Source organism: Marinobacterium litorale DSM 23545 (assembly GCF_000428985.1).
Classification (GTDB): domain Bacteria; phylum Pseudomonadota; class Gammaproteobacteria; order Pseudomonadales; family Balneatricaceae; genus Marinobacterium_D; species Marinobacterium_D litorale.
This window is the reverse complement of the sequence record NZ_AUAZ01000001.1, coordinates 292,179-315,664: the sequence shown is the minus strand read 5'-3', so window position 1 is coordinate 315,664 and position 23,486 is coordinate 292,179. Positions and strand designations below refer to the sequence as shown.

General features: G+C 55.1%; 23 protein-coding genes. 11 read left to right on the top strand and 12 right to left on the bottom strand.

All coding sequences use genetic code 11. The annotated features are described in order from the left end of the window. The 5 genes from G403_RS0101495 to G403_RS0101475 all read right to left on the bottom strand — a co-directional run bounded on the left by G403_RS0101495 (position 1) and on the right by G403_RS0101475 (position 4,780). Positions 1–786, bottom strand: a complete 786-nt coding sequence (locus G403_RS0101495; RefSeq protein WP_027852419.1) for a 1,6-dihydroxycyclohexa-2,4-diene-1-carboxylate dehydrogenase — start codon at positions 784–786, stop codon at positions 1–3. 13 nt (positions 787–799) lie between these two features. Continuing rightward, positions 800–1,813 carry a benzoate 1,2-dioxygenase electron transfer component BenC gene (gene benC / locus G403_RS0101490; RefSeq protein ID WP_027852418.1) on the bottom strand — a complete coding sequence of 338 codons (1,014 nt, stop codon included), beginning with the start codon at positions 1,811–1,813 and terminating at the stop codon, positions 800–802. 73 nt (positions 1,814–1,886) lie between these two features. Beyond that, on the bottom strand, positions 1,887–2,381 hold the full coding sequence (benB, locus tag G403_RS0101485; RefSeq protein ID WP_027852417.1) for a benzoate 1,2-dioxygenase small subunit: 495 nt from the start codon (positions 2,379–2,381) through the stop codon (positions 1,887–1,889). Between the two features lie 11 nt (positions 2,382–2,392). Continuing rightward, positions 2,393–3,736: a benzoate 1,2-dioxygenase large subunit gene (gene benA / locus G403_RS0101480; protein WP_027852416.1), complete on the bottom strand. Its 1,344-nt coding sequence runs from the start codon at positions 3,734–3,736 to the stop codon at positions 2,393–2,395. Positions 3,737–3,856: 120 nt separating this feature from the next. Then, positions 3,857–4,780 (bottom strand): catechol 2,3-dioxygenase, encoded by a 924-nt coding sequence (locus G403_RS0101475; RefSeq protein WP_027852415.1) that lies wholly within the window; start codon positions 4,778–4,780, stop codon positions 3,857–3,859. 258 nt (positions 4,781–5,038) lie between these two features. Between G403_RS0101475 and G403_RS0101470 the strand changes: the two genes are divergently transcribed. The 6 genes from G403_RS0101470 (at position 5,039) to G403_RS0101445 (ending at position 10,530) form a co-directional block, all read left to right on the top strand. Further along, complete coding sequence (locus G403_RS0101470; protein WP_027852414.1) at positions 5,039–6,214, top strand: ABC transporter substrate-binding protein; 1,176 nt, start codon at positions 5,039–5,041, stop codon at positions 6,212–6,214. Positions 6,215–6,296: 82 nt separating this feature from the next. Continuing rightward, positions 6,297–7,160 carry a branched-chain amino acid ABC transporter permease gene (locus tag G403_RS0101465; RefSeq protein WP_027852413.1) on the top strand — a complete coding sequence of 288 codons (864 nt, stop codon included), beginning with the start codon at positions 6,297–6,299 and terminating at the stop codon, positions 7,158–7,160. Between the two features lie 13 nt (positions 7,161–7,173). Next, complete coding sequence (locus G403_RS0101460) at positions 7,174–8,136, top strand: branched-chain amino acid ABC transporter permease (RefSeq protein WP_027852412.1); 963 nt, start codon at positions 7,174–7,176, stop codon at positions 8,134–8,136. After that, positions 8,133–8,894, top strand: a complete 762-nt coding sequence (locus G403_RS0101455; RefSeq protein WP_027852411.1) for an ABC transporter ATP-binding protein — start codon at positions 8,133–8,135, stop codon at positions 8,892–8,894. The genes G403_RS0101460 and G403_RS0101455 overlap by 4 nt, the downstream gene beginning before the upstream one ends. Before the next feature lie 4 nt (positions 8,895–8,898). Beyond that, positions 8,899–9,609 carry an ABC transporter ATP-binding protein gene (locus G403_RS0101450; RefSeq protein ID WP_027852410.1) on the top strand — a complete coding sequence of 237 codons (711 nt, stop codon included), beginning with the start codon at positions 8,899–8,901 and terminating at the stop codon, positions 9,607–9,609. A gap of 117 nt (positions 9,610–9,726) precedes the next feature. Further along, positions 9,727–10,530 (top strand): IclR family transcriptional regulator, encoded by an 804-nt coding sequence (locus G403_RS0101445; protein WP_027852409.1) that lies wholly within the window; start codon positions 9,727–9,729, stop codon positions 10,528–10,530. A 12-nt stretch (positions 10,531–10,542) separates the two neighbouring features. On the opposite strand, the gene G403_RS0101440 is transcribed toward G403_RS0101445, so the two are convergent. Next, the gene (locus G403_RS0101440) at positions 10,543–11,517 is read right to left on the bottom strand and encodes an AraC family transcriptional regulator (protein WP_027852408.1); all 975 of its coding nucleotides are present in this window, start codon (positions 11,515–11,517) and stop codon (positions 10,543–10,545) included. Positions 11,518–11,923: 406 nt separating this feature from the next. On the opposite strand from G403_RS0101440, the gene capB reads away from it, so the two are divergent. From capB to G403_RS0101415, 5 genes are all read left to right on the top strand, one after another. Further along, the gene (capB, locus tag G403_RS0101435; RefSeq protein ID WP_027852407.1) at positions 11,924–13,696 is read left to right on the top strand and encodes a caprolactamase subunit beta; all 1,773 of its coding nucleotides are present in this window, start codon (positions 11,924–11,926) and stop codon (positions 13,694–13,696) included. Between the two features lie 23 nt (positions 13,697–13,719). Continuing rightward, entirely contained in the window at positions 13,720–15,807 is a 2,088-nt protein-coding gene (gene capA, locus G403_RS0101430; RefSeq protein ID WP_027852406.1) for a caprolactamase subunit alpha, read from the top strand. 103 nt (positions 15,808–15,910) lie between these two features. After that, positions 15,911–16,855 (top strand): AraC-like ligand-binding domain-containing protein, encoded by a 945-nt coding sequence (locus G403_RS0101425; RefSeq protein WP_027852405.1) that lies wholly within the window; start codon positions 15,911–15,913, stop codon positions 16,853–16,855. Between the two features lie 160 nt (positions 16,856–17,015). Beyond that, entirely contained in the window at positions 17,016–18,380 is a 1,365-nt protein-coding gene (locus G403_RS0101420) for a purine-cytosine permease family protein (protein WP_051298355.1), read from the top strand. A gap of 262 nt (positions 18,381–18,642) precedes the next feature. Beyond that, positions 18,643–19,341: a hypothetical protein gene (locus G403_RS0101415; RefSeq protein ID WP_027852403.1), complete on the top strand. Its 699-nt coding sequence runs from the start codon at positions 18,643–18,645 to the stop codon at positions 19,339–19,341. 17 nt (positions 19,342–19,358) lie between these two features. Here the strand turns inward: G403_RS0101415 and tcdA are convergent, their stop codons facing one another. The 6 genes from tcdA to G403_RS0101385 form a co-directional block, all read right to left on the bottom strand. Beyond that, a complete protein-coding gene (gene tcdA / locus G403_RS0101410; RefSeq protein WP_027852402.1) occupies positions 19,359–20,153 on the bottom strand; it encodes a tRNA cyclic N6-threonylcarbamoyladenosine(37) synthase TcdA in 795 nt (264 codons plus the stop codon). 11 nt (positions 20,154–20,164) lie between these two features. Then, positions 20,165–20,383, bottom strand: a complete 219-nt coding sequence (locus G403_RS0101405; RefSeq protein ID WP_027852401.1) for a hypothetical protein — start codon at positions 20,381–20,383, stop codon at positions 20,165–20,167. A 30-nt stretch (positions 20,384–20,413) separates the two neighbouring features. Beyond that, entirely contained in the window at positions 20,414–21,118 is a 705-nt protein-coding gene (locus G403_RS21785; protein WP_051298353.1) for a TIGR01621 family pseudouridine synthase, read from the bottom strand. A 44-nt stretch (positions 21,119–21,162) separates the two neighbouring features. Beyond that, positions 21,163–21,585, bottom strand: a complete 423-nt coding sequence (locus G403_RS0101395) for a hypothetical protein (RefSeq protein WP_027852400.1) — start codon at positions 21,583–21,585, stop codon at positions 21,163–21,165. Between the two features lie 91 nt (positions 21,586–21,676). Continuing rightward, a complete protein-coding gene (gene hda, locus G403_RS0101390) occupies positions 21,677–22,384 on the bottom strand; it encodes a DnaA regulatory inactivator Hda (RefSeq protein ID WP_036232000.1) in 708 nt (235 codons plus the stop codon). A gap of 1 nt (position 22,385) precedes the next feature. Next, positions 22,386–23,468 carry an AI-2E family transporter gene (locus G403_RS0101385; protein WP_027852398.1) on the bottom strand — a complete coding sequence of 361 codons (1,083 nt, stop codon included), beginning with the start codon at positions 23,466–23,468 and terminating at the stop codon, positions 22,386–22,388. Positions 23,469–23,486: the final 18 nt, after the last annotated feature.

Below are 23,486 nucleotides of genomic sequence, written 5' to 3'. Positions count from 1 at the left end.
CTATCCCAAGTCGCCCCCACCCACCGGTAGCACGGTGCCGGTTATATAGGAGGCCTCATCGGAGGCCAGAAAGAGGATCGCGCTGGCCTGCTCTTCGGGCTGGCTGTAGCGCTTCATGAATGTGGAATCGATGGTCTGGTCGATAATCTGCTGATACCAGACCTGCTCCTGTTCGCTCTGTTCAGCGGTATTGCGCGGTATGCGACGCTCACCCACATCAGTGCCGCCGGGAGCCACCGCATTGACCCGTATGCCATGACGGGCGTTTTCATAGGCCATGCAGACGGTCATCGCGTTTACACCGCCTTTGGCTGCGGCATAGGGCACTCGGTTGAGCCCTCGCGTTGCAATTGACGAGACATTGACGATACTTCCGCTTCCATTCGCCTGCATGGGTCGCAGTACAGCGTGGCAACACCAGAGCGTCGGAAAAAGAGAGCGGCGTATCTCCGCCTCGATCTGCGCCTCTTCATAATGTTCATAGGGTTTAACCCAGATGGTGCCCCCCACATTATTGACCAGCACATCGATGCGCCCGAACGCCTCCGCCGCCGAGTCGATCGCCCGGCAGCAGTCGCGATACTGTTCAAGATCAGCCAGCTCGACCCTGACCTCTTTGGCACCCGCCTGTTCAGCTTCCCGGGCCACCTCTTGCACGATTTCCGAGCGGTCTACCAGTACCAGCGTGGCTTCCTCTGCTGCCATCTGGAGGGCCACTTCACGCCCGATCCCCTGAGCTGCGCCGGTCACCACAACCACTTTATCGTTGAATCTGCTTCCTCTCATGGAAAGCGCCTCCTCACTGGCTCGCGGCAAACTTCTCGTAGTAGAAGCTGTTGGGCTTGAGATTCTGGTCTTCCATAAACTGGCTGACCGCTTCTACCATCGGGGGAGGACCACAGAGGTAAATATCCACGTTGCCGTCGTTCACATGCCCAGCCTCTATATGGTTGGTCACATAGCCCTTGTGTGGCCACTCACTCTCGGGCGACGCCACACAGGCAATGAAGGTGAACGCTTCGATCGTCTCAGCGAAGGCTTCAAGTTTTTTGAGCTCAACCAGATCAACCTCATGGGTCACACCGTAGATCAGGTGGATCGGGTACTCGGTTCCGTCATCCTGAATCTTGTCGAGCATGGCCAGAAAAGGTGCCAGCCCCGTACCGCCGGCGAGCATAAGCACGGGCCGTTTGATATCGCGCAGATAGAAAGAACCGAATGGACCGCGCAGCGTCAGTTTGTCACCCACCTGTGCCTGCTCGGCCATATGCGTACTCATCAGCCCGTTGGGGACAACACGAATCAGAAAAGAGACCGACTCATCGGCCTGTTTGACCATGGAGCTGAAGGAGTAGGCTCGGGTCTGGTCAGAGCCGGGAACCTGGATATTCACATACTGGCCGGGCAGGAAGTGCATGGCTCGCACCTGATCGCCCGCTACCGTGAAGCTCAATGTCGAATCAGACAACCGGTTGATATTGGTTATCTCTGCGTGTACATCCGCTTGCTGGGAGCGAACACAAACCTCAGACGAGGCGGGCACGCTGACCACGCAGTCGGCTTGTGGAATCATGCAACAGGTCAGTACGAACTGCTGTTCCGCTTCATGCTCGGACAGCGCGTCGTCGATATAGCCGTCCATCTCATAGCTGCCGGATTCACAATGACATTTGCAGGTACCGCAAGCACCATCCCGGCAATCCATGGGGATGTTCAGGCCCGATCGATAAGCGGCGTCGGCTACGGTTTCGCCGGGTAGGGTCTGAACAAAGCGGGTTACGCCATCTTCAAAGTTGAGTGCTACTTTATGCATGCTTTGCTACCTCGGCGCCCTTGGGAGCCGGTATCCGGCTCCCAGGTCGCTCGTTATTATTAAGAGAACCCGATCAGAGGTGATAGATATCCACGACGTGATGGATACAGTCGTTCTTGATCACCACTTTCTTGCTCTTGATCTTCAGGGCGCCATCACCATCCCGCACCAGTGTCAGGAAGGTGGTGCCGTAATAGGTATCCGTCGTTTTATAGCGGTAGCTATTGGTCAGCCAGCTGTAACGAACCTCGGCATCGTTGGCGGAGCTGTTAAGCACCTCAATGTTGCTGACCATGTGCTGCGTGCGCGGCTCCGGCAGACTGGATGCACTGGAGCGCTCCGTTTTGATGCGGAAGATACGATCTTCCAGGCCATCCCGGCGGGCGTAGTACATCAGCGATATTTCACTCTGGGGATCGGTTACCAGCTCGCCATCATCGTCCCAACTGGGTACCCAGAACTCGGCTTCCTTGTCGTAGTGCTCAACCCAGGCATCCCAGTCCTTGTCATCCAGTGTGCGGTTTTCCGAATAGATAAAGTCGCGTACTTCTTCGTAAGTAATGCTCATTTCACCCTCTCTTATTTTTCCTGATCCTTGCGCACAGCCGATGTGAGTGCCTCGGCCCAATAACGGTGCTGAACGGTATACAGCCCCTCATCCTCGGACTTAACGCCGCTCAATACCGGCTTGATGTTCAATCCTGTGGCATCTTCATCTGGCCCCTGAATCCAGTGTTCAGAACCGCGGCACATGTCGTTCCACGGCAGGGCTCCCGCCTTGAAACCCTCCTGACAGGCACGGAACTCCTCCAGGTCGTCCGGCGTCGCCATACCGGAGGCGTTAAAGAAATCCTCGTACTGGCGGATACGGTGGGCACGGGCTTCTGCGCTTTCACCCCTGGGTGCGATGCAGTAAATGGTGACTTCTGTTTTGTCCACGGAGATCGGACGGAAGTGACGGATCTGAGAGCTGAACTGATCCATCAGGAAGACGTTGGGGTAGAGACAAAGGTTCCGCAGGTTGCCGATCATCCAGTCAGCACGGGCTTCGCCATACTTGGCAACCAGTTCGTCACGGCGCTCATACAGCGGCCGATCCTGCGGGTTGGGCCAGCGCATCCACAGCAGAATGTGGCCTTGCTCGAATGCATAGAAGCCTCCCTTCTGTTTGTTCCAGGTGGACGCGTCCATCGCCTTCACATCATCCACTGACATGCCAGCCTTACGACGGCCAGTGGTGGCCACGTAGTTCCAGTGAGTGGCTGAAACGTGGTAGCCATCGGCACCGTTTTCCGCCTGTACTTTCCAGTTACCGTCGTAGGTATAGGTGGAAGAACCGCGCAGCACTTCCAGGCCTTCCGGTGACTGGTCCACGATCATATCGATGATCTTGGCAGCTTCACCCAGATGCTCGGTAAGCGGCTTAACATCTTCGTTCAGGCTGCCAAACAGGAACCCCCGGTAGGACTCAAATCGAGCCACTTTCTTCAGGTCATGGGAACCCTTGCAGTTGAAAGACTCAGGATACCCCGCTCCATCCGGGTCCTTTACCTTGACCAGCTTACCGTCGTTGTTGAAGCTCCAGCCGTGGAACGGGCAGGTATGTACGGCTTTGTTGCCTTTCTTCTTCCGGCACAGCACGGCACCACGGTGGCTGCATGCGTTGATATAGCAGTTCAGCTCACCGGCCTTGTTGCGCGTGATAACAATCGGCTGGCGGCCGATAAAACCGGTGAAGTAGTCGTTGGCGTTAGGGATCTGGCTTTCATGGGCCAAATAGATCCAGTTACCCTCGAAAATGTGCTTCATCTCGAGTTCAAACAGCTCTTCGTCGGTAAACATCTCCCGGCGGCAGCGATAAAGACCTTTCTCTTTATCCTCTTCCACCATGCTGTTGAGCTTGTCGATCAGTTCGTTATTCATGCGTTACCCTCCTTATTTTTTATCAGATTAAAAGGGCGCGTCGGGGCTCACTATCCAGAACTCGCGCTCTTTTATCCGCTGTTTGCAGACCTGTGCCACTGCACGGGTCGGTGAGGTTTCTCAGGTCAAAACGGTCAAGAAACGCTCGTTCAGCACACGGTCGTGATAGAAGATCGCTTTGCCGAGCTGGTCCGCATCCCAGGTCACAGGGGGATGATCCGGGTAGTGGTAATCGCCGCCGCAGAAAACCTCATTACGGTTGCCGGAGGGGTCAAAGAAGTAGATGGTTTTTCCGTGGGTCAGACCATGACGGGTAGGCCCGATATCAATAGAGGTATCGGTCATGGAGATCAGGTCCGCCGCACGCAGCACATCCTCCCAGGTCTCCAGGAAAAACGAGGCATGATGGAATTTGCCGGGTTCTGCATGATCGATAAACGCCAGATCGTGGGCTTTCATGGATGCAGTCAGGAACTGCCCGACCCGCTTCCCATCCGGCGTCATCACCTGCTCGGCCATATCAAAGCCAAGCACGTCACGGAACAAATCCCAGGTTTGATCCAGGTTGGTGCCATACAGCAGACAGTGATCGAACCGTGTTGCTTTCATCCCCTTGAGATCGCGCGGCCAAGCCTCCGGGTTACGCGCTGCCAGGCCCCATTTGCCGGTCTGCTCCTTGGTGGCAAAGAGCTCGAAATCGTGGCCACTCGGTGCGGTAAACCGAACCCGGCGACCACAGCCGTCCAGTTCACCGGCTGGCACATCAGTCACCGAGCAGCCGAAAGCGATCAATTCCTCACGCAGGCTATCCACCACGGTTTCACTCACGCATTTGAAGCCCATGAAATCCATACCGGCAGTATCGGCCTCACGCAGCACCACTGAAAACTTGTCGACTTCGGTCCAACCCTTCAGATAGGCCCTTCCCTGACTGTCGCGGCCCACCTCGATCAGACCCAGCAGATCACGGTAATGGGCCAATGCCTCATCCAGATCCAGAACGCGAATCTGGATGTGTCCCGGTCGCATTACACCTTTTTTCATCGTCACACCTCTCGTTGTTTGTATGCCCGTGGAGCGCCACAGGGGCGGGGCAAAGGGGTACGAGAACGATATTCGTCAGCGCGGGCGCAACGGGAAATCCGCTCGCTGCAAGCCCTATCCACTGTGTGCAAAGAGCGGTGTGTCATGCAGAGATTGCAGATTCTGGACACTGATCTGCACTGGGCGGCTATTGCTTTAAGGGGGGCTTCTTTCTAATCAACCAGACATAAAAACAACGAACCCAAGTAGAGGTCTCACATGGAAAACAACAAGAAGCTCAGCCATCTTCTTATCGCCGGTGCTCTTACCGGTGCGCTCTCTGCTCCAACATTTGCCGCAACCGAGGAGCCGATCAAGGTGGGAATCATGCTGCCGTTCAGCGGTATCTACGCCGCGCTGGGCGACGCCGGGCGTAACGGTCTGAAAATGGCCCTGGAGGAGAAGGCCGCCGAGCTACATGGCCGTAAAATTGAATTTATCGAAATGGATACCGAGGCCCGCCCCGAGCGCGCGCCAGAGATCGCCTCTTCCCTGCTCGACCAACATAATGCCGATTTCATTATCGGACCGGTGCACTCCGGCGTTGCCATGGGCATGATCAAGGTCCTGCGCAACAAAGATACCGTGATGATTATCCCTAACGCCGGTGCCGGTGCGGCTACAGGCCCACTCTGTGCCCCCAATATCTTCCGTACGTCTTTCTCCTCCTGGCAGCCCTCTTATCCCATGGGCAAAGTAGCCTTGGACAACGGTTATAAGCGTGTCGTCACCATGAGCTGGAACTACGGCATGGGGCGCGAAAGCCTGGATGCGTTCGAGGAATCCTATACCGCTGGCGGCGGCGAGATCGTTAAGAAGATCCTGGTTCCCTTCCCCAAAACCGAGTTTCAGTCCTATCTTTCCGAGATTGGCTCTATCAACCCGGATGCAGTCTTTGTCTTCTTCGCTGGAGGTGGCGCCGTTAAGTTCGTCAAGGATTACGACGCACTGGGCCTCAAGGGCAAGATTCCGCTCCTTGGTAGCGGCTTCCTGACCGAGGGCACCCTGGAGGCTCAAGGTCCTTCCGCCGAAGGTGTGCGGACCGCGCTGCACTACGCCGATGCGCTCGATAACGAGGTCAACGCCAAGTTCCGCCAGAGCTACCAGCAAATGTTCGAAAAGCCCGCCGATATCTACGCGGTACAGGGCTATGATGCGGGCCTATTGATAGCCTCTGCCGTGGATAAGCTCGGCGGTGACATTGCCGATCAGGCAGCGCTGATCAAAGCAATGGAGGAAACCAAACTGTTCAGTCCTCGCGGCGAAATCACCTTTTCCAAAGCCCATAACCCGATTCAGAACATCTACCTGCGCCAGGTTATTGATGGCGAAAACAAGGTGATCGACGTGCCTTCCGCTGCGCTGGAGGATCCGGCGCGCGGCTGCAAGCTCTGATTGAAGCGCTTAGTTCGGGCAGCGAAAACGCCAAGGCGTTTGCTGCCCCCTGTCGCTCGCCATCTGATTTACGGATTGATCCATGACTACCTCATTGTTCTTTGTGCAGCTGATCAACGGACTGCAGTACGGGCTACTCCTGTTCCTGATCGCGTCAGGCCTGACGCTGGTATTCGGCGTGATGGGCATTCTCAACCTGGCCCACGGCTCCATGTACATGATCGGTGCCTACCTGGCTTGGTATTTCGTCGAGAACACCGGCAGTTTCACGCTCAGTGCGATCATTTCTGCGGTGATCGCACTGGGGATAGGGATTGTGGTGGAGAAGACTCTGATTCAGCGCTTGTATAAGCGTAACCACCTGGACCAGGTGCTTCTTACCATCGGCATGATCTTCGTCTTCAATGCACTGCAAAGCATTCTATGGGGCGATGACCCTCTGGGTGTTCAGGTCCCGAATGCCCTGTCAGGCTCCGTACCCCTGACGGAAGTGGTGGAGTATCCCGTCTACCGCATTTTTGTGGCCTTTCTCTGTGTAGCTATTGCCGTGCTGATGTACTACCTGATCAACCGGACCCGCCTCGGTATGCTGATTCGTGCCGGTGAATCAAACCGGGAGATGGTGGAATGCCTGGGGATCGATATCAGCCGGTTATATACCGTGGTTTTCGCCATTGGCGTGATGTTGGCTGCAGTCGCGGGCGTGGCCGCAGCCCCAATGAGTTCGATTGTACCCGGCATGGGTGAACACGTACTGATCGCCTGCTTTGTCGTCGTGGTTATCGGCGGTATGGGGTCGATCAAAGGTGCGCTCGTCGGTGCCCTGCTGGTCGGTCTGGTGGATACCTTCGCTTCGATACTGGTACCACAGCTTTCCAGCATGATGATCTACATCCTCATGGCCTTCATCCTGCTGCTGAAACCTCAGGGTTTATTCTCATCCTGAAGGAGCCTATCTCATGCTGTTTCACAAACGCGCCGAGCGCATCTTTATCTGGGTCTTTTTCCCCCTGGCTTTAATGATGCCGCTCTTTCTGGAACAAAACACCTTCTACGTCAGCAAGCTGACGACAATCATGATCTTTGCCATCTTTGTGATGTCGCTGGATTATCTGGTGGGCCGCTGTGGTCTGATCACTCTGGGCCATGCCATGTTCTATGGCATGGGCGGGTATATTTTCGTGATGATCGCCCCGGAATATGAGGCGGTAAACTTCTGGATCTACACCTTTTATATCTGTGCGATATCCGCGCTGGTGGCTTTGATTATCGGATTCCTGGTGCTGCGCACCAGCGGTATCTACATGATCATGATTACCCTCGCCTTCGCCCAGATGGCTTTCTACTTTTTCTCCGACTCGATCGAGTTCGGCGGAAACGACGGGGTATTTATCTACGTTAAGCCAGATACCAGCCTGTTTGGTATCAGCATGTTTGATCTGGATAACCCGATCCACTTCTACTATCTGTGCCTGCTTTCGTTGTTCAATACGCTGTTCTTCTTTCGCATCGTAACCCGTTCAAGGTTCGGCCGGGTCATAGATGCAATACATGAGAATCCCGGACGTACCACTGCCCTTGGCTATAACGTGTTCGTGTTCCGGCTCATGGCCTATGTCATGGCGTCGGCTCTGGGAGCCTATGCCGGCTACCTGTTCACCATGCAGTACGGTTTCGTCAACCCCTCCATGCTTTCCTGGCAGACCTCCGGCTCGGCACTGGTGATGTCGATTCTTGGCGGCCTCGGCACCCTGTACGGCGCTATTCTCGGCACCTTCGTTTATGAGGGGCTGCACTATGTACTTGAACACATGACCGAGCACTGGCTGCTGTTCATGGGGGCGTTGATCATTCTGATGGTCATCCTGTTCAAGAACGGAATCGCCGGATATCTGGAGAAGTTGCTGGAGAAACGCTCATGAACACCAATGTAATTCTGGAAACAGAAGGTCTTTGCAAATACTGGGGCGGATTGAAGGCACTGGATGATATCTCCCTGAAGTTCAAAGACCGCCAGTTACACGGCGTGGTCGGCCCCAACGGCGCGGGTAAAAGCACTCTTCTTAACCTGCTGTGTGGCCACTACAAACCCACCAGCGGAAAGATAATCCACGAAGGTGCACCGATCGATGCCATCAAGCCCTATGCATTCGCGCGACGAGGGATTGGCCGGAGCTTTCAGAAAACCAATATCTATCCCAGCGCTACCTGCCTGGAGAACTGCTGTATCTCAGCCCAGCGCCGCATGGGGGGCAGCTTCAATTTCCTGCGCTCACGCTATAACCAGACAGTGCTGGAGGAGCTGGCCACCCATGCCCTGGAAAAAGTAGGTCTGGCCAAGCGCCGCGATGAGGTTGCCGCGCATATCAGCTACGGCGAACAGCGCCAGCTCGAGATCGCTATGGTACTGGCCACCTCCCCCTGTGTCCTGTTGTTGGACGAACCCATGGCCGGCATGGGGCATGAGGAGTCGTTGCTGATTATCGACCTGCTAAAACGACTTAAACAGGAATACTGCATCGTCCTAGTGGAGCACGATATGGATGCGATTTTCGAGCTCTCCGATCAACTGACCGTCATGGTGGATGGACAGCACCTGACTACGGGCTCAGTTGAACAGGTACGTGAAGACCCACGGGTACGTGAAGCCTATCTGGGCCAGGGCGATGAGGTGTATTGAAGCGATGAATAAACTACTCGAAGTCAAAAGTCTGCACACACTGTATGGCGAGAGCCACGTGCTCCACGGCGTCAGCTTTGATCTGAGCCCCGGTCAAGCGGTCAGCCTGATGGGGCGCAACGGCATGGGGAAGACAACCACACTGAAGTCGATCCTCGGTCTGGTCGAGCCCCGCAGCGGCAGTGTTTCCTTCAAAGGCGAAGAGATGACCACCCTACCCACCTGGCAGCGAATGCGCCGGGATATCGCTTATGTGCCGGAAGGCAGGGGGATGTTCCACAACCTGACAGTCAAAGAGCATCTACAGATGGCCGCCCGCAGTAACACCCGGGGCGAAAGCAACTGGAATTATGACCGGGTCATCGCCACCTTTCCTCGTCTTGAGGAGCGCCTTGCCAACCTGGGCACCCAGCTGTCCGGGGGCGAGCAACAGATGCTGGCGATTGGCCGAGCCCTGGTCACCAATCCGGATCTGCTGATTCTGGATGAGGCAACCGAGGGCCTGGCACCGCTGATCCGCAAGGAGATCTGGGAGGTGATCCGTACGATCAAGGAAAGTGGCATCTCGACGCTTATCGTCGATAAGAATATCAAGGTGCTGAAAGACCTCTGCGACAAACATATCGTCCTGGTCAAAGGCGAAGTGGTATTCAGCGACAGCTCCGAAGGGCTAAGCGAACGCCTGGATGAGGTTGAATCCTATCTCGGTGTTTGAGCCCTGACCGGCCTTCGCTGCAACGAAGGCCGGTAAACTGATTTAGTTGATCAAGCCCTTGTTTTAGAATGGCGCAAGATTTCCGAATATGGCTGATTAGATGCGATGAGTTCAAAGATGCCTGACGCTGAAAAAAGTATCAACGGCGCCCGCCAAGGTATCGGTTCCCTGGAGCTAGGCTTGAAAATCCTCGACAGGATCGCGGAATCCAGCCACCCGGTGAGCCTTAAACAGCTGTCAGACACGCTGGAGATGTCGCCCAGTCGGATCTACAAGTACCTGGTTAGCTTTATGCGTACGGGCTATATCGTGCAGAACGTACAGAACAGCTATAGCCTGGGTCAGGCCAGTCTGACGTTGGGGGTCTCTGCACTTAAACGTATCGACCCGATCCAGCAGACTTTTGCGGCACTGGACCGGCTGAACGAGGAGCAGGACGTAACCAGCTCCGTGACCATCTGGAATGGTCATGCGCCTCTGGTCATCAAGTGGCTTGATGCCAGTATTCCAGTAGCCGTAAACGTTCGGCTAGGCATCGAGCTTTCCCCCTTTTTCTCGGTCTCCGGACGACTGTTCCTGGCCAACCTGCCGGACCGGCGCAGACAAGAGATCATCGAAAGCTTTTATAAAGACCCACCCGCCCTTCCCCGTCATCGGGGCGAGCCGATGCAGAAAGCGGCGTTTTATGAGCATCTGGGGCAGATAAAGGCACAAAATTACTGCTGTTTCTACGGCGACTACCTGCCTGACATTAACGTCATGGGCAGCGCGGTTTACGATATCAACGGCAACATCTCATCAGTCATCAGCCTGATGGGTATTGCTGGCGATATCGATGTTGAACCCGGGAGCCCCTATCACAGGGCGCTGATGGAATGCACACGCCGCACCACTGATACAATCTGCGGACGGCGCGGCTAAGCGTCATTTCACTCAGTGGTGGCGGCGAAAGGTTTCCGACGGCAACTCACCAAACATTTTTCGATAATCGGATGAAAAACGCCCTAGGTGGGAGAAACCATAATCCAGCGCCACCTCGGTTACGTTGCGCAGGCGGGTGTTACCAACCAGCTCGTTGCGCAGCGCTCTGAGCTTCGCGTTCTTAATATAGAGCCGCGGAGTAAGCCCAAAGTGTTTAGCGAACAGATTGTATACCGTACGCACGCTCACATTGCTCATGCGCGCCAACTCTTCCACTTCAAGCTCTGCCTTCAGGTTCATATCGATAAAAGCGATCAACTCAGCGAAGCCCCGATCAGAAATCCCACCGCTGGCGTTGTCCTTGAAGTTACTGTCAAAGTGCTGAAGCAACTTGTTAAGCAGGATATCGCGGTAGGGTATCTGGAGACTCTCCAGTTCCAGCTCGCTCTCGCTCGCCTCCGTCAGCAGCGCATCCAGAAATCTCAGTAAACAGACCGAGCTATCCAGATCAATTGCCCGTCGCGCAAAGCGAATACCACTTTTTGGCAGCACACCCACCTGCTCAATGCACTGGCTGATCAGAACCTGCTCCGGCACTTTTATGATCACCTTTTCGCAATCCGGTGAGTAAGAAAGGTCAATCTGCTCCTTCGGGTTCATCATCAAAGCCTGACCGGTCCGTAACCGCAGGCGTTGATCATCGGCATAGTGCCAGTAGCATTCACCATGCGTGACCACTTGAAAATGATAGACCTCAGCCAGATCGGGGCAGGACACGGTTACCGCATCACCGTAACTGATGCGTGAAAGGCCAAGATCAGCAAAATCGGTATAGCTCAGTCTCGCATTGGTTGAAGGCCCTTTGGACTCGCTGCCGCCATTCAGTCGGATTCGATGGCGACCCACATGCTGATTAACGTACTCTGAAACCTGGAGGGGATGGGCACCTTCAAACACACTGGCGTTGTTCAAAACATTGTTGAGCATTGCGGCGCTACCTGTTTTTTTATATTTATAGTGAATGACTTTATTATAAGTAAATAAGACTAGCGCCAGCAATGCCACAGCGCCACTGTGGGAATCGCCGCGAATCCGTTCTAGGCCTGTCATGACGAGGGTTAGAGCATGGAGCTATATTCAGGATCTCAATTTCCCGAAACTGATAATTAAGTAATCGCTAGCAGGCGACTAAGACCGCGAACATTGCGCTCAATACACCTAAAACTCCTCGCGCCTTTACCCAGGCATCTCAGTCAGCGGTGCGCTGAACATCAACGATCCAGACGCTGCCAATCAATATTCCTCTTTTCCAAGTTCTTACACTGAATTTTAAGCGAGTTCGGGTATCCCCGTCGCCGCGACCGTCCCACCCAAAAACAATAAGGGAACGCATATGTCCACTCACGTTGACCCAATAACTCTCGCCGTCGTCCGAGGCGCATTAGAGACTGCCCAGCGCGAAATGACGTTAACGCTGGAAAAAACCGGGCGCTCCAGTGTCTTTAATCTGGCCCACGACTACAGTAATGCCCTCTTCGACCACTATCCCGACATGATCCTTCAGGGCCAGGATATTCCCATTCACCTGGGCTCACTGATCCCTGCGATGAAAGAGATCGCTGAGTTTTTCGGCGAGGATATTCACGAAGGCGATGTCATTTACCACAATGACCCCGCTTACAAGGGCAGCCACATCCTCGACTGCTGTATGTACAAACCGGTGTTCTACCGGGGTGAGTTGGTTTTCTGGACCGTCTGTAAAGGCCATCTCACTGACATTGGGGGGCCGGTGCCCGCTGGCTATAACCCGGATGCGAAGGAGATCTATGCAGAAGGACTACGTATTCCGCCGGTAAAGCTTTGGGACAAGGGCGAACGTCGCGAAGATGTTATCAATCTTCTTCTGACCAACATGCGAGCCCGCCGGGACCAAGAGGGAGACCTCAACGCTCAGTTCGGTGCCTGCCGAGTCGGCGAGCGAAACCTGTTAGCGCTACTCGAAAAATACGGTGTGGAGCAGGTTCAGGCCTGCATAGCTGAACTGAAAAACATGGCCGACCGGCAGATGCGCAACCTGATCCGTGAAGTGCCGGATGGCGAATACTTTGGATCGGCTGTGCTGGAGGACTCTGGCCACGGTTTCGGACAGATGGAGATCACAGCGAAAGCCACGATCAAGGATGATCATATCCATATCGAAGTACAGAGTCCGCCTCAGATTCCCTATTTCATCAACTCCTATGAAGGCAACTCCATGTCCGGCGTTTATCTCGGATTGATGATGTTCGCTCAGCTGCCACCGCCCTATAACGAAGGGATGTATCGCTGTGTCACCGTCGACCTGGGCGCGAAAGGGACGCTGTGCAATGCTCAGGAACCAGCCCCCCACGTCAATTGCACAACGACCCCGATGGAGACCCTCACGGATGCGGTACGCCAGGCACTGGAGAAAGCAGCTCCGGAACGGGTAACTGCAAGCTGGGGCCATGCCAGCGGCATCAATATTGCCGGTATCGATCCCCGCACAAATGAGCAATATGTCACCATGGTACTGGCTTCTATTATTTCGGGTGCCGGTGCCACTCAGGTAATGGACGGCTGGCATGCCTGTGGCCCCCTTTGTTGCTTTGGCGCACTCAGTTCCGGTGACACTGAGCTGCTCGAGTACTCCTATCCAATCATTATCCGCCGATACGGTCTGATCACCGACAGCGGTGGCGCAGGCACGTACCGCGGCGGCTCGGGTACCGTCTGGGAAGTGGAACCCATCGACCACGAGATGACCGTGATCGCCTTTGGTGAAGGTCGTCAAATACCGACCATGGGTGCAGCCGGTGCCCGAAATCAGCTCTTACCACCCAAGCTTGGCAAATTGGTGGTGCACAGTAACAGCGAAGAAACGGTTCATACTCAGAACACAATCCTCACGGTCAAACCCGGACAAACAGTCTCGAACTTCAACCCCGGCGGCGGCGGTTATGGAGATCCATTCCAACGCTCAACCAACTCCGTTCTCGCGGATGTCATTAATGGTCTGGTCTCCCCGGCGGCGGCGCGAACCGAATACGGCGTAGTCCTCAATGACGCCCTAACCGGTATTGATCTCGATGCGACCGAAAAGCTGCGTCGCGAACTTACGGCCACCCGCGACTGCAACCGCGTTTGACTCAAAAAACAAGGATAAGAACCATGCGAAATACTTACCGACTGGGTATCGATGCCGGCGGAACCTTTACCGACTTTGTACTGGCAGAAAAAAATGGTGACCTTCGAGTTTTCAAGAGTCCATCGACACCTCAGGATGGAACACTGGCGATCAGAGCCGGCCTCGCCCAGATCAGCGAAGCCCTGGGTCGCCCGATCGAAGAGATCGTCAGCGAGTGTGACCTCTGCATTAACGGTACTACTGTCGCTTTAAATGCGCTAATTGAGAAAAAAGGTGTAAAGGTTGGATTATTGTGCACCGCTGGTCACGAAGACAGCCTGGAAATTCGTCTCGGGCATAAAGAGGAAGGCTATAGATATGAAGCTGACTTCCCTCCGGCCCACATGATAGTGCCCCGGCATTTGCGCCGTCCGATCAACGAACGCGTGCTTGCTGACGGCTGTATTGACCGCAACCTCAACGACCAGGAGATCCGCGATGCCGTCGCTTATTTCCGTGATCAAGGGGTCGAAAGCGTCGCAATCTCTTTTGTCTGGGCGGTACGTAATCCCGAGCATGAGCGCAGAGCCAAAGCGATCGTCCAGGAGATGATGCCCGGCGTATTCGTCTGCACCGGCAGCGAAGTCTATCCACAAGTCCGGGAGTACACTCGCACCTCTACAACGGTCGTCAACGCGTATCTCAGCCCGGTCATGCGTCGTTACGTTGAACGAATCGATGAATACTTCAAGAGTCTCGGTGCCCGATATCCGGTACGTTATTTCCAATCCAACGGTGGGCTGGCGATCGGCGAAGCCATGCAGGGCCGGGCTGTAAATGCAATAAATTCCGGGCCCGCCTCAGCCCCCCAGGCAGGAATATATGTGGGGCAACCCTTTGGAATTGATAACGTAATTACGGTCGATATGGGCGGTACCTCGTTTGACATTACGCTGACCAAGGATGGCCAAACCAATCTCAATAAAAATATCGACTTTCTGCGTTACCGGATCGGCGTGCCGATGATTCAGGTGGAAACGCTGGGAGCCGGTGGCGGCTCCATATGCCACGTGGATGAGTACGGTATGCTTCAGGTCGGACCGGAAAGTGCCGGAGCCAACCCGGGGCCGGTCTGTTACGGCAAGGGCGGCACCTATCCGACAGTCACCGATGCAAACCTGGTCCTTGGCTACCTCAACCCAGACGCTGTGCTGGGTGGCACTATCCGTCTGGACCGAGAGGCTGCCGTCAGAGCTGTACGAGAGCATGTCGCAGATCCCCTGGGTATCAGCGTTGAGAAAGCCGCCTACGGTATCAGTACCATCGTTAACCTGAACATGGTCAACGGCATCCGTCGCGTCTCTATTGAGCGTGGATATGACCCACGGGACTTTGCCCTGCTGTGCGCCGGTGGAGCTGCCGGCATGCACATTACCGCACTGGCCGAAGAGATCGGAAGTACCACGGTGTTGGTGCCTAAGGTGTCATCGGTATTTTGCGCCTTTGGCCAGATCATCTCCGATGTACGCTACAACTACCTGGCATCTGAACCCATGCGCCTTGATGGCAACGCCGACCTGAGCAAACTGAACAGGAAGTTTGACGATCTGGAAAGCCAGGGTCGGGAGCATCTACTCTCCGATGGATTCAAGGATAACGAGATCAGCTGCTCACGTAGCGTGGAGATGCGTTATGTTGGCCAGATTCACGAGTGTAATGTGGAGATCCATCCAGGCCGGATCACGCGCGAAAAAATTGCAGCGGTCATCGACGACTTTCACAAACGCCATGAGGAGCTCTACACCTATGCAGAGCCTCACAACCCGGTTGAACTCGTCAACATCGAATCGACACTGGTGGGCAAAGTACAAAAACCCGAGCTGGCCCCTCTCAAGACTAAAGGCCATAGTGCCGACTCAGCACTGATCGAGTATCGCCCAGCGCTGTTCGACGACCAGGGCCACTGGACCGATACCGCTGTTTACTCGGGTCCGACATTGGATTTGGGAAGGGTGATCGAAGGTCCCGCTATTGTGGAGGAGCCCACCACAAATATAGTCGTGCGTCCCGGCTGGGAACTCGTTCTGGAACCCAACCACTGTTACCGACTTAGTCGAAAAAAGAGCTTTTGACCCAGCCCAGACCCGCCAACTGCGCGGGTCTGGTCTTTCCCCCATCACGGGGTATTATGTCTTACAGTCAAATGACCCGAACAATAATAACAGCGAGGTCGCTATGCACAGCAGCTATAGCACCCACACGTTGCCGCAGGCCGAACGGCAGGCCTACTGGCAGGACGTCATTGGTCGCACCTACTTTCCGCTCGACCTGGAGATGGCCCAGCCCGAGCGTCTTCATGGAAACCTCAAGCAGTGGCAGCTTGGCCAGATCGGCATATCGCGCCTGGAAAGCTCACCGACCCGATTTCGTCGCCACCATCATCATATAGATGACAGCGAAGAGCCCTGCTACCTGATCACCGTCCCCGATCAAAGCTCTGTCAGCTTCAGCCAGGCCAACCACTCAGTGGTCTGCCAATCGGGGGCGTTTATACTTGAACGCAGTGATTTACCATATGATTTCAGTTACAACAGCCACAACGCCCTGTGGGTTCTGCGAATTCCCTTATCACAGTTGTGCACTCGCATCCGTGCGCCCGAACGCTATCTGTACATGGAGTTTGACCGCCAGAAAGGGATCGGAGCCGTTTTTTTCACCCTGCTACAAAGTCTTGTACTTCAATCCAGCCACGCCGCGCCAAGCAGTCACCCTTACCTCAGCCAACAACTCATCGACATACTTGCACTAAGCCTGGAGAACGACGATCGTGTACTGATGAGCCAAGAATCAGGCCTTCGCAGCGCACACCTGCATAATATTGAGCACTATGTCCGTGCAAACCTGAAGCGCAGCGACCTGAAACCTGATCAGATCGCGCAGGCATGCCAGATTTCCACCCGTTACCTACACAAACTCTTCAAAGATTCCAACCAAACGGTTAGCCAGTGGATTCGCGAACTGCGACTGCAGTCTGCACTCAACGATATCCGTGCCGAGCCCAGTCATGTCACCTTGGCAGAAATAGCCTACCGCTGGGGATTTAATGACCAGGCTCACTTTTGCCGGCAGTTTAAATCACGCTTCGGTTGCACGCCCAGGGAGGCACGCGAGCAGCGTTAATAAGCCAAGGTTCCTCTACAAACAAAAGTAAGGCCCCTCAAGCACAATCTTTCATCTCTCCCGCCGCTTAGCCTGTGAATAGCCCGTTTTCCGCCGATCAAATATGTCGTCGGGATCCGGGCCATTCAATCAGCAATTGAGAGAACAAGAGAGAACTCCCATGGCAGGAAAAATAAATCAAAAAGAAGACGGGATTGATGCCAACGCGTCGATGCCTGTTCCTGAAACGGAGCGGTTGAACCGCCGCTCTCTGAGCATGGCATGGTGGGCGATTTGCAGCGCGATGTTCTGGCTGGTGGTCTCCGCCACACTGGCGATGAACTTCGGTACGATCAACGCCCTGATCGGGCTTGCTCTGTCCGTGGTTACCTACGGGATAATCAATTCGATCATTACCCGCTACGCCATCCGAACCGGGCTATCGGTGGCCCTGTTCTCAAGGGTACTGTTCGGTAAGGTCGGTGCCGCACTGGCCACCTTGATTTTCTTCGCGACTGCAATCTACTACAGCGTGTTTGAGGGTTCCGTGATCGCAGTCGCTATCCAAGCCTACTTCCCTGGCCTCAGCCTCGAGATAGCCTACCTGATCGTGGTCCTCTATAGCGTTCCGCTGGTGTTCGGTGGCGTACAAAACTGGCTCGATAAATTTAACGGCGTGTTGCTCCCGTTCTACATACTCGGTTTGGTTGCGGCTGTCGCCTTCTCAATCAACGAGTTCGGCTACAGCCATGCCTGGCTGGCGCTTGGCCCCGAGGGCGGTAACCCCGAAAATGGCTGGTGGAACTGCTTTACCTACTTTATGGGCGTATGGATTCTCATGATGTACACCTGGGATTACGCACGCTTCGGCCGGGAAAGCGACTCTGAATTTCATGCCCGAATAAACTTTGGTATGCCGTTTTACCTTTTCACCTTTCTGATCAACGGCACCATTGGTATTTTTCTCGCCGCTACAATTCCGACGGAGGGCGGGCTTTCTGAAGTATCAGTGGTTCTCGCTATTCTGAAACTGATGGGTATCTGGGGACTGCTTTTCGTCTGGGTAAGCCAAACTCGGATAAATACGGCCAACTTCTACCTGGCAGCAGAGAACATGCAGGCCTTCTTTGAGCGGTTTGGCATTACAAACATTCCCCGTTTTGGATGGGCAATCTTGGTGGGCGGTATCGTTTACGCCCTGATGCTGTTAAACGTATTCAACTTTATCCTTCAAGCACTTGCCTATCAGGGTATTTTTGTTGTGGCCTGGGTGGCCATCGCGCTGGCACATATTTTTTCGCCAAAATATGACCAGTTGTTTGACGGACATATAGAGTGTGACCACCGTCGCGTGACCGCCTTGAACCCTTGTGGGCTTACCGCCTGGTTTGCCGGTGCGGGTATCGGAATACTGGTGCTCAACTTTGGCAACGCATCACTGGCACTCTTTTCAGCACCACTCACCTTTCTAATTGCTTTCTGCGTGTATCTGACGCTCCTCAACAGCGCCAAGCATCACTGGTTCATCAAAGACGAACTAGCTTAACGGCGCTGTTCCGGTTTGGTTCGACGCTGCCTGAAGTGTCACAAACCGTTCTTGCGCTCGGCTATAAAACCGAGCGCTTTTTTTTCCGTCCTCTATTGGTCCAGCCCCCAGAAAGCTGGCAGAGGAACACTCAATAACTGACTCGACCTCTAGCACCGGTCTCATCCAGTGGCAGCAATAGAGAACGAGGGGCTAAGGATATTAAACTTGGCCCCTAACTTGCTTTTGATCTATTTGAGTTCAAGACGAAAGGAAGTCCGTGATGGCAATTCAAATCGGTCACGCCGCCAGTTATATCGGTTTATTGAACAAAACCACCGGCAACTCGAATACCAGCGGCAGCCCGGCTGCGGCAACACAGCGCCCCCAGGCGGAAAATACTGACCGCTCGACCCAGATATCAGCACTGGGGCAAACGGTCGCCGATGCCGCCGATGTTTATGCGATGGATACAGGCAAAGGCGAACGGAATTTAAGCCTTGGAACCTACTTTTCCGATGGTTACTCCCAGCCCTCCCTATCACTGGATGGTCTATTGCTGCCCAGCGAGAAAAACGTCAGGGCACTGCAGGACCATATCTCCAGCGTGTTCCCCGATTTCTTGGCTGCCAACGGTATCCCCGAAGTGCCGGAGCGTATTCGTTACGATTCAGAGGGAAAAATGGTTCTGCCGCCGGACTATCCCTACGCCGATGAGCTCAGATCCGCACTGGAAAACGATCCGGCTATGGCACGGGAACTGAGCACCGCGAACGCGCTCTCTTCACATCTCGCCGCGCTGAAAGAGCTGGAGCCGTTCCATGAGGAATATGCCCAGGCCGAGAGCCAGGCACAAATTAATGCCGTTATCGAGAAGTACAGCCACCTGTTAAGCGACAGGACCCGTTACCCCGAGATCGCTCTTCTGTTTACCGAAGGAGGCAGCCTGAGCATCACCGCCGATGGAGCGACGCTGGTCTAGAGACGCGACAAAACAGATCAACCGCTATGACGCAGATAACGCTCATACATCTTCTGTAATACCCGCGATACGGCCACAAATCCGAAGCTTGCAGTAACACAGGTGGATGCACCAAAGCCGCCGGAGCAGTCCAAACGCGTTTGGCCGTCATGGACGGTTTTAGTGGCGCAGACGGACCCGTCGGGCTGGGGATAACGCAGTTGCTCGGTGGAGTAGACGCAGTCCACCGCGAAGCGGCGGCCGCTTTTGCTGAAGCCGTAATGACGGCGTAGCAGGTTACGCAGTTTGGCTGCCAGGGGGTCGTGTTCGGTGCGGCTCAAATCAGCGATTGCGATTCGGGTTGGATCGACCTGACCACCGGCACCACCAACGGTGATGATCGGAATCTTACGTCGCTTGCAGTGGTGGATCAGCGCCGCTTTAACGCCCACGGAATCGATGCAGTCGATCACGTAGTCGAACTCGGTGTGGATCAATTCGTCGAGATTATCGCGGCTGACAAACTCTTCCACTTCATGCACCAGGCAATCCGGGTTGATATCACGCATTCGATCCGCCATCACGGCCACCTTGGATTGTCCCACGGTGGAACTGAGCGCATGGATCTGCCGATTGGTGTTGGTCACGCAAACATCATCCAGGTCGATCAGCGTCACCTCACCAATGGCTGTTCGCGCCAACGCTTCGGCTACCCAGGAGCCGACGCCGCCAACGCCAATCACAGCGATATGACTGTGCCGGTACAGTTCTACGGCATCAACGCCGTAAAGGCGCTCGGTACCGCCAAAACGTTCGGACTGCTGTTGATCCACAGATGACTCCGTTAAAAATCGTCGTCGGTCAGTTCGGTCATTACCGTTTCGCCGCACTGACAACATTTGCCTTCAATGAAGATAATACCAAAGAGTTCGTATTCAACGGGCTCAGTCATGCCCAGGCCCACCTGCTGACAGTGATCACACCAGGTTTCCTGGAGCAGGAGTTTTTGGTCTTCAGGATCACGGGCATAAAAATCCCGTGGAATTGGCGTCTCTTCAGCCACGACGCTTCCCCTTTGCGGAAAAGCGACCGATCATACCGCCGGCGCCCGATCAGGGCCAGCCCCGCGCCAACGCATCTGCCGGGGTGGATTAAACTGCTCAATCGCATCGCGCACCGAGTCTGCAGACCACAGAGCTCCATTCAACGGCGGCGCTATAAAGCGGAACGCTTCATCGCCCATTGTGAAGCACAGCTGCCAGGCATGCAGGTAGCCTCGGTCGGGCGCCGGTTGAACACTTTCATGGTAGAGCGGATCACCGATAATCGGGGCACCGAGACTTTTCAGTGCCACCCTGATCTGGTGCGTTTGCCCAGTGGCCGGGCGGCACAGCACTAAACGCAAGCCGGGGCCTGCTGAGCGGCTGTAAAACTCGGTGATCGCCGGATTCTCCCGGCTTTTCAGCAACCGCCAACCGCTGCGTCGACTGCGCGCCATATCACCGATTACACGCCCCTGTTTCTTGTTCGGTTTGCGGTCGCAGAGCGCCAGGTAGTACTTCTCGATACGATGTTCCCGGAACTGACGGGCCAGCGCTTCACAGGCGGCTTTGGATGTGGCCAGCAACAGCAATCCGGATGTCATTTTATCCAGGCGGTGAACCAACCAGAGCTTACGACCAAGGTCCGCTTCGATCCGGGTCACAAGGCCACATTCCGCCTGGTCACGGTGGACGCTGATATCCGGAAACTTATCGATAACGATAAAATCGGTGTGCTGGGAGATAAGCCGATACATGAGCCGTGCCATCAAGAAAGATGGCGCGAATTGTCCTCTAAAGCTCAATCGACCATCAAGTCCTCATCACGAATGAGCCCGAGCATTTTTGCGATCGACTCCGATTTGGCGCTATAGATACGCAACTCCCACTCACCGTGGAGATGATCGGTAAACCGGTCGGCATCAAAATAGAACTCCAGGCAGCCCAGTGTCGGCAGATCAACACTAAATTGCTCCGACTGCCGGTCAGGCACATACAGATCCATGATCACCTTACCGGAGGTAGATACCAGAAGCCGCCCCGGCCTGCCGGCCAGCTCACCTTCAAACCAATGACGAACCAGCAGCGGACGTGAACCCCGGTCGGGACGGACTCGATGCGCCAGCGTCATGCGCACATCAGGGACAATCAAGGAAAAGGACTCGGGCTCGGCGACCGAAGTCACCTCCGAAGCGAAGTGAATCTGTCTATCATGGTCGATCACGTCACGCACTCCCTGGGTTATCGGAGTGCTCAGCCTAAGCGATAAGGCATTAACCTATGATGACAGTGTGGCCTTTTATACCCGGCCTGATCTACCAGCCCATCACCTGTTTGACGAAGGGAACGGTGATCCGGCGCTGAGCGCTGAGAGACGCGCGGTCGAGTCGATCCAGCGTGACAAGCAGGCTCGACATATCACGGCTACCATGATGCATCAGGTAGCGGACCACTTCGTCACCCAGCGTTAACCCCCGTGCCGCAGCCCGTGATTTCAGCGCAACGATTTTAGCCGCATCATCCAGTGGCCTGACCTGAAACACTAATCCCCAGTTCAGGCGCGACTCCAGGTCAGGCAGATCTAAACCGAGGCGTCTGGGCGAACGATCAGCCGCCAGAATCAACACATGACCCACAGCACGCATGCGATTGAACAGATGAAAAAGCGCTTCTTCCCACGCACGCTGTCCGGCGATCCGCTCCAGGTTATCGATACAGACGAGTTGCAGCTGGTCCATATCATCAAGCAGCTCGGGCCCCGCATGCATCAGCTCGGAAAGTGGCAGATACACCGCGGTGCGCTTAACCGGGTCGGCGGCATGACAGCAGGACTGAAGCAGATGGGAACAGCCTACGCCGGGATGCCCCCAGAGATAGATATACTGCTCGCCCTGCCCTCGGGCGGCCTGCTCCAGCTGGGCGCAGGCCAGCGCATTATCGCCACTGACATAATTCTCAAAGCGTGCGTCGTCTCTAAGGCCGATACCCAGAGGTAGCTGCAGAGGTGCCGTTTTCGTACTCATCTCACTCTACTTCACCGGATTGATCCGGTTGGTCGGACGTATATAACCGACTGCTTTTGTACCCTTGGTGCAGGTGCCTCAACAGAACCATAATCACCGCTGCTACCGGCAACGCCAGCAGCACACCGACAAATCCGAACAGCTGACCTCCGGCCATGATCGCAAAAATCACCGCAACCGGATGCAGGCCGATTCGGTCCCCCACCAGCAGAGGTGTCAGCACCATACCTTCCAGTGCCTGACCGACACCGAAGACCGCCGCCACCCAGGCCAAAATGACCGGATCCTGGAACTGCACGTAGGCGGCCAGTGCCGCCGCCACAATTCCGACGATAAAGCCCATGTAGGGGACGATGCTCGCGAGGCCGGCAAGCATACCAAGGAGCAGCGCAAGATCAAGCCCGACAATCCAAAGCCCGACCGCATAGATAATGCCCAGCGCCAGCATGACCATCAACTGCCCTTTTACAAAGGCCCCCAGCACTTCATCGCACTCACGGGCCCAGAGCGTCACCTTGGGCTCCAGATTACGGGGCAGCAGATGCTGGATATTCGCCATCATCACATCCCAGTCACGTAGCAGATAAAAAGTCACCACCGGAATCAATACCAGGTTCGCGACCCAACCCACCACCGCAAGGCCCGACCGTGTCAAACCGCCCATCAATTGCGCAGCCAGGTTGCCGGTCTGCTGCCAGTGCTCACGTACCAGCTGACGCACACTCTCGATATCAGGGCGACTGAAACTCACTCCCAGCGTCTGCTCCACCCAAGGCAGTAAACGGTTATGCAACACATCCAGTACTGCCGGCACCTGGCGGATCATGGTCTGGATCTGTTCACTCAGCTGAGGAATCAACAGCAGTACCGAGATCACCATCAACAGCGTCAGCATAACAAAGACCAGCACCACGGCCTGGGTACGGCCTAAACCTCTGGCTTCAAGTCGATCGGCCACCGGGTCAGTCAAATAAGCCAGTAAGGCGCCCACCAAAAACGGCGAGAGAATCGGTGCCAGCAGGTAAACCAGCACCCCGGCCACGATGGACGTAATCAGCAAAAACCAGCGTTGCGATTCACTGATCTGCATAAGTGATCTCCC

Coding starts and splice junctions, on each gene's coding strand:
- G403_RS0101495 (WP_027852419.1), bottom strand. CDS start 786: ATGAGAGGAAGCAGATTCAACGATAAAGTGGTTGTGGTGACCGGCGCA.
- benC (WP_027852418.1), bottom strand. CDS start 1,813: ATGCATAAAGTAGCACTCAACTTTGAAGATGGCGTAACCCGCTTTGTT.
- benB (WP_027852417.1), bottom strand. CDS start 2,381: ATGAGCATTACTTACGAAGAAGTACGCGACTTTATCTATTCGGAAAAC.
- benA (WP_027852416.1), bottom strand. CDS start 3,736: ATGAATAACGAACTGATCGACAAGCTCAACAGCATGGTGGAAGAGGAT.
- G403_RS0101475 (WP_027852415.1), bottom strand. CDS start 4,780: ATGAAAAAAGGTGTAATGCGACCGGGACACATCCAGATTCGCGTTCTG.
- G403_RS0101470 (WP_027852414.1), top strand. CDS start 5,039: ATGGAAAACAACAAGAAGCTCAGCCATCTTCTTATCGCCGGTGCTCTT.
- G403_RS0101465 (WP_027852413.1), top strand. CDS start 6,297: ATGACTACCTCATTGTTCTTTGTGCAGCTGATCAACGGACTGCAGTAC.
- G403_RS0101460 (WP_027852412.1), top strand. CDS start 7,174: ATGCTGTTTCACAAACGCGCCGAGCGCATCTTTATCTGGGTCTTTTTC.
- G403_RS0101455 (WP_027852411.1), top strand. CDS start 8,133: ATGAACACCAATGTAATTCTGGAAACAGAAGGTCTTTGCAAATACTGG.
- G403_RS0101450 (WP_027852410.1), top strand. CDS start 8,899: ATGAATAAACTACTCGAAGTCAAAAGTCTGCACACACTGTATGGCGAG.
- G403_RS0101445 (WP_027852409.1), top strand. CDS start 9,727: ATGCCTGACGCTGAAAAAAGTATCAACGGCGCCCGCCAAGGTATCGGT.
- G403_RS0101440 (WP_027852408.1), bottom strand. CDS start 11,517: ATGCTCAACAATGTTTTGAACAACGCCAGTGTGTTTGAAGGTGCCCAT.
- capB (WP_027852407.1), top strand. CDS start 11,924: ATGTCCACTCACGTTGACCCAATAACTCTCGCCGTCGTCCGAGGCGCA.
- capA (WP_027852406.1), top strand. CDS start 13,720: ATGCGAAATACTTACCGACTGGGTATCGATGCCGGCGGAACCTTTACC.
- G403_RS0101425 (WP_027852405.1), top strand. CDS start 15,911: ATGCACAGCAGCTATAGCACCCACACGTTGCCGCAGGCCGAACGGCAG.
- G403_RS0101420 (WP_051298355.1), top strand. CDS start 17,016: ATGGCAGGAAAAATAAATCAAAAAGAAGACGGGATTGATGCCAACGCG.
- G403_RS0101415 (WP_027852403.1), top strand. CDS start 18,643: ATGGCAATTCAAATCGGTCACGCCGCCAGTTATATCGGTTTATTGAAC.
- G403_RS21785 (WP_051298353.1), bottom strand. CDS start 21,118: ATGTATCGGCTTATCTCCCAGCACACCGATTTTATCGTTATCGATAAG.
- hda (WP_036232000.1), bottom strand. CDS start 22,384: ATGAGTACGAAAACGGCACCTCTGCAGCTACCTCTGGGTATCGGCCTT.